Raw genomic sequence first — 5,139 nt, 5'->3', positions numbered from 1 at the left:
TAGTATGGTACCGGCTCTAAGTTCTACTTTTTCAAAATCGCTCCAATTAATCTCTTCCATTTTGTGTAAAAAATAATTACGTTAATGGGTAAAAATACATTTTCTGGGAGAGAGGGGGTGAATTTTTTGGAAAATTCTGTACAGCTGCTTCAAGAGTAACGATATCAGGCGGGCTGAAGAAGCCCGCAGATCTCTGAGGTCTTTCCGCTGCGTACAAGAATTTTCCTTAGCAAATTGCAGAGAAGGGTGGTGACCGGGTATGGTGCGGATTATACGCGGTAAGAGTTAGTCCGCTTGCGGTTATAATCCGATGACGTCTTTTTTCTTTTTTTGTTTCATCGATTTAGGAATCACGGCCAGGATTTCTTCTTTAAATGCATTCAGCATTCTTTTTTTGATGAAGTTTTTATGGGTGGCCAGACTAATTTCCCTAACTGGTTCGGGCGATTTGAAAGATCTTACCTTAGTGAGTTGTTTATTGGTCAGTTCTGTTAAGGCCAGTTCAGGTAATAAAGTAGCGCCATTGTTCATGTCTACCATTCTGATCAGTGTTTCTACACTTCCGGTATTATAGGTTAGGCCTTGCAGGCGGTTCTCTTTGGTAGAACGGCAAATATTTAAAACCTGGGAGCGCATACAGTGTCCTTCGTTCAGCAGCCAGATGTTTTCGGATTCCAGGTCTTCTGCCTCTATGGCTTTCTTTTTGAATAATTTGCTGTTCTTGCTGATATAGGTCACAAAGTTTTCGTAATACAATGGATCTTCCAGGATGGCTTCATCCGCAAGCGGTGTAGCCAGCAGTCCGCAGTCTAAAACTCCTGTTTTTAAATGATGGATAATGTCTTCTGTGGTGTATTCCCAGATCAGTAGCTTTAAGCCGGGATATTTTTCCATCATCGCAGCAATCACTTGTGGAAGCAGATATGGGGCGACGGTGGGGATGATTCCCACTTTCAGTTCACCAACAACGTCCTGTTGCTGGCTGTTGATGATTTCCCGGATCTTATGACTTTCCTGAAGAACCACCCGGGCTTGTTCTATAATCTGAGCGCCAATTTCTGTAGGGATGACTGGTTGTTTACTTCTGTCAAATATTTTAACATTCAGCATCTCTTCCAGTTTTTGTACCTGCATGCTCAATGTAGGCTGAGTTACAAAACATTTTTCGGCTGCACCCACAAAGCTTCGGTAAGTATCTACGGCAACAATATATTCGAGCTGTACTAAGGTCATATAGTTAGAATTGATCTATTTTAACAAAGATATCAATTCTAACTATAGAACGAGGGGGTCTGAGGACTTTTGTCTTGAAATTGACTTCAGGATGTTGAGAATCAGGCCAAAGAAATTAAATGTGTTTATTTAAGAAATCCTTATAGGCAAGATGGATGCCTTCCTCCAATTCTACCTGGTGTTTCCAGCCTAAGCTGTGCAACTTGGATACGTCCATTAATTTGCGGGGTGTACCATCCGGTTTGCTGCTGTCAAAGGTTAAAGTTCCCTCAAACCCAACCACATTTTTGATCAGTAAAGCGAGATCTTTTATGGTCAGGTCTTTCCCTGTGCCAATATTGATCAGGTGGTTTTCATTATAGGTTTGCATCAGAAAATAGCAGGCGTCGGCCAGATCATCAGCAAAAAGAAATTCCCGCATAGGAGCGCCCGAACCCCAGACAATAACTTCGCTAGTTCCATTTATTTTTGCTTCATGGAATTTGCGGATCAGCGCAGGTAGTACATGTGAATTTTGTGGATGGTAATTGTCGTTATAGCCGTATAAATTGGTCGGCATCACAGAGATGAAATTGCAGTTGTATTGTGCACGGTAAGCATCGCACATTTTAATACCTGCAATTTTGGCAATTGCATAAGGTTCATTGGTTTCTTCCAGCAGGCCGGTCAGTAAATATTCTTCTTTTAGGGGCTGAGGAGCGAGTTTTGGATAGATGCAACTGGAGCCCAGGAACATCAGTTTTTTGGCGCCTGTTTTGTAAGCTTGGTGAATGACATTGTTTTGAATGCACAGATTTTCATATAAAAAGTCGGCGCGGTAGGTATTGTTGGCTATGATACCGCCTACTTTGGCTGCGGCAAGAAATACATATTCCGGCTTTTCTTTTTCAAAAAAAGCGGTTACTGCTTGCTGGTCGCGAAGATCCAGTTCAGAAGATGTTCTGGTGATGAGATTGCTGTAGCCTTCTTTTTCTAACTTCCTGAGGATCGCAGAGCCTACCATCCCACGGTGACCGGCAACATATATTTTTGAGTGCTTTTCCAATTGTACGAATTTAAGGATACAAAAGTACGAATTTGAAAGCATGCTGCACAGGGCATGGAATTAATTGTATTTTATCTAAGTTTGTATAAAATAATTTAAGTAGTGGGTAAAGATAAATTAAGAAAGTTTGCTGAGATAGACACGTTTGATAATGTGTATCAGTTGGAAGCCGGAAAAGAGTTGAAGGGAAGATGGGCCCGTCAGCACTTTAATAATGAAAATCCTTTGGTGCTGGAGCTGGCCTGTGGTAAAGGCGAATATTCCGTAGGCCTGGCCAGGCTTTTCCCGGAGAAAAACTTCATCGGAATTGACCTGAAAGGAAACCGGATTTGGCGTGGTGCAAGAACCGGAGTGGATGAAGGAATTAAGAATCTGGCTTTTTTAAGGATACAGATTGAAGATATCATAGAATATTTTGCTGAAAACGAAGTGGATGAGATCTGGATTACCTTCCCCGATCCGCAGCCGCAGGAGAGCAGGGAAAAGAAAAGATTGACCTTTCCCGGTTTTCTGAACAAATACAAGGCTTTTCTTAAACCTGGTGGTAAGGTGAATCTGAAAACGGATAACGATGGTCTGTACCAATATACAGTAGAAAAGGTTGAAGAACTTGGCTTGCCTTGCTACAAAAAGACAGATCATCTGTATCAATCGGAGTTTTATGATGAGGTTTTATCGATCAAGACCCATTATGAGCGCATTTATTTGAAACGCGATAAAAACATCAATTATATACAATTTGCATTAGTCTGATGGACCAGAATTTCTATGAACAGGTTTTTGAAGTGGTGAGGCTGATTCCTAAAGGAAGAGTGACATCTTACGGGGCGATAGCCAAAAGTCTTGGTGCAGGCGGTTCTTCCCGTATGGTGGGCTATGCGATGAGGCATGCAGATCAGGCACAACCTTCTATTCCTGCACATAGGGTGGTGAACAGCAGCGGCTTGTTGACCGGAAAATTCCATTTTAATCCACCAGAACGTATGGTAGAGCTGCTCGAAAGAGAGGGCATTGTTGTTAAAAATGATAAAGTCCAGAATTTCAAAACCGTGTTTTGGAATCCACTGACAGAAATAGATATTTTATAATTCAGAAACCCTTAACAATGGGAAAGCTAGTAGAAGAATTTAACGACTATCGTTCTAAAATGAACGATAGGATTATGGAAACCGCAAACACAAATATTAAGCGTTTCTTTGCGCTGGATACCACCACTTATGCGGAAGGTGCTTTAGATGTAAAAACGAAAGAAATGCTGGGTTTGGTGGCTTCGATGGTTTTGCGTTGTGATGACTGTATTAAATATCACCTGGAGAAGTGTTACGATGAAGGTGTTTCCAATGCAGAGATCAACGAAGTTTTTATGATTGCCAATCTGGTGGGGGGATCTATTGTCATCCCTCATTATCGCAGGGCAGTTGAATATTGGGATGAACTTAGTCTTTAACAGGGGATGAAAGAAGTAATCAGATGTGGTTGGTGCGGAACTGACCCTTTATATCAAAAATATCACGATGAAGAATGGGGAAAGCCGGTGTACGATGACCAGGTCTTATTTGAATTTCTGATTCTTGAGGGCGCACAGGCAGGCCTGAGCTGGATCACCATTTTGAGGCGTAGAGAAGGTTATAGGGAAGCTTTTGCCGGTTTTGATGTGGCTAAAGTTGCGGCTTTTAATGAGACAGACGCGGAGCGACTGATGCAGGATGAAGGGATCATCCGCAACCGCTTAAAAGTGAATGCCGCCATTACCAATGCGCGCTTGTTTATGGGTATTCAGAAAGAATTTGGGTCCTTTTCTAATTATATCTGGGGCTTTTTGCCCAATAGAAAACCTATCCTAAATGAGGTGAAATCACTTAGCGATGTACCTGCACGCACAGAGATCTCGGATGCCATTAGCAAAGACATGAAAAAAAGAGGTTTTAAGTTCTTTGGTACAACGATTTGCTATGCACACATGCAGGCCACAGGAATGGTCAATGACCATCTTGCAGACTGTATCAGTCGTTAAGCTTATTTGTGTGCTGTATTATAGGCGTTGATATACGCTTTTACGCCTTGGATGTCAAAATCTTCTGTTTGATTGATCCGTCCGACAAGGTCCTGGTCATCGCCCAGTTTCTGAATTAGAGCAGCTCTGATCTGATCGGTTTTATCGTCAGCGTTACTATTTATAGGAACAACGATCATTGGGCCTGTACCTGGTTTTTCCAAATAATAAAAATCGCGGCCGACAGGTTGGACATAATCATCCTCACGGTGTTTGCTGAGGTCAATAGAAATTCCTCCTCCAAAGCCTACCCCACTTCCGTAGGTGCCTGTACCCACTCCAACACCTACAGAAGGCGTTATGCGTGACCGTTTTCTAGGGGGGGCCGCCATCGTATTACTGCTGCTGATGGAATACAGATTCACTGCTCCAAGCTCTTCAACTTTAAAGAAGCGGGTTTCCATGTTGTTCCGGATAACAATTGGCTTGCTCACATAGGTGTTCCCATTCCATAAAAACTCCTGCACGTCTTTGGCTTTGTATTCGGCTATCGATCCGTCATCCAGTTTGATCCTTACTACCGCATTGTTGGTACCCTGAACCGTTCCTCTTACAAAATTGCCTTCTGATATGATAACCGCGTCCTGCGCAGATACACTTGCTGTAATACCCAGCAGCAGGAAAAACAGTATAGATAATTTAATTGACTTCATGACTTTATTCAGCTAACGTAATTTGTGTTGTATTTGTTATATAAACAAAAATAAATAATATAAGCTCAGTTTGCATCCCTATTGTTAACTTTGATGGAGTAGGCTTGAATTAAGGCAAATTTTAGGCCGATTAACAACAATAAGCTCTTGATAGC

7 protein-coding genes are annotated in these 5,139 nt (G+C 42.0%); 4 read left to right on the top strand and 3 right to left on the bottom strand.

What is annotated here, in order from left to right:
* Nucleotides 1-300: 300 nt before the first annotated feature.
* The gene (locus DBR11_RS26680) at nt 301-1,233 is read right to left on the bottom strand and encodes a hydrogen peroxide-inducible genes activator (RefSeq protein ID WP_108555606.1); all 933 of its coding nucleotides are present in this window, start codon (nt 1,231-1,233) and stop codon (nt 301-303) included.
* Between the two features lie 115 nt (nt 1,234-1,348).
* A complete protein-coding gene (locus tag DBR11_RS26675; protein WP_108555605.1) occupies nt 1,349-2,278 on the bottom strand; it encodes a GDP-L-fucose synthase in 930 nt (309 codons plus the stop codon).
* Nucleotides 2,279-2,380: 102 nt separating this feature from the next.
* Between DBR11_RS26675 and trmB the strand changes: the two genes are divergently transcribed.
* The 4 genes from trmB to DBR11_RS26655 are packed head-to-tail and all read left to right on the top strand — an operon-like array spanning nt 2,381 to nt 4,292.
* Nucleotides 2,381-3,031 (top strand): tRNA (guanosine(46)-N7)-methyltransferase TrmB, encoded by a 651-nt coding sequence (gene trmB / locus DBR11_RS26670; protein WP_108555604.1) that lies wholly within the window; start codon nt 2,381-2,383, stop codon nt 3,029-3,031.
* Nucleotides 3,031-3,366 carry an MGMT family protein gene (locus tag DBR11_RS26665; protein WP_108555603.1) on the top strand — a complete coding sequence of 112 codons (336 nt, stop codon included), beginning with the start codon at nt 3,031-3,033 and terminating at the stop codon, nt 3,364-3,366. The genes trmB and DBR11_RS26665 overlap by 1 nt, the downstream gene beginning before the upstream one ends.
* A gap of 17 nt (nt 3,367-3,383) precedes the next feature.
* On the top strand, nt 3,384-3,725 hold the full coding sequence (locus DBR11_RS26660; protein WP_108555602.1) for a carboxymuconolactone decarboxylase family protein: 342 nt from the start codon (nt 3,384-3,386) through the stop codon (nt 3,723-3,725).
* Between the two features lie 6 nt (nt 3,726-3,731).
* A complete protein-coding gene (locus tag DBR11_RS26655; protein ID WP_108555601.1) occupies nt 3,732-4,292 on the top strand; it encodes a DNA-3-methyladenine glycosylase I in 561 nt (186 codons plus the stop codon).
* 2 nt (nt 4,293-4,294) lie between these two features.
* On the opposite strand, the gene DBR11_RS26650 is transcribed toward DBR11_RS26655, so the two are convergent.
* On the bottom strand, nt 4,295-4,984 hold the full coding sequence (locus DBR11_RS26650) for a hypothetical protein (RefSeq protein WP_108555600.1): 690 nt from the start codon (nt 4,982-4,984) through the stop codon (nt 4,295-4,297).
* Nucleotides 4,985-5,139 lie beyond the last annotated feature (155 nt).

It is taken from the genome of Pedobacter sp. HMWF019 (genome assembly GCF_003061025.1).
Taxonomy (GTDB): domain Bacteria; phylum Bacteroidota; class Bacteroidia; order Sphingobacteriales; family Sphingobacteriaceae; genus Pedobacter.
This window is presented reverse-complemented; position numbering and strand designations above follow the sequence as displayed.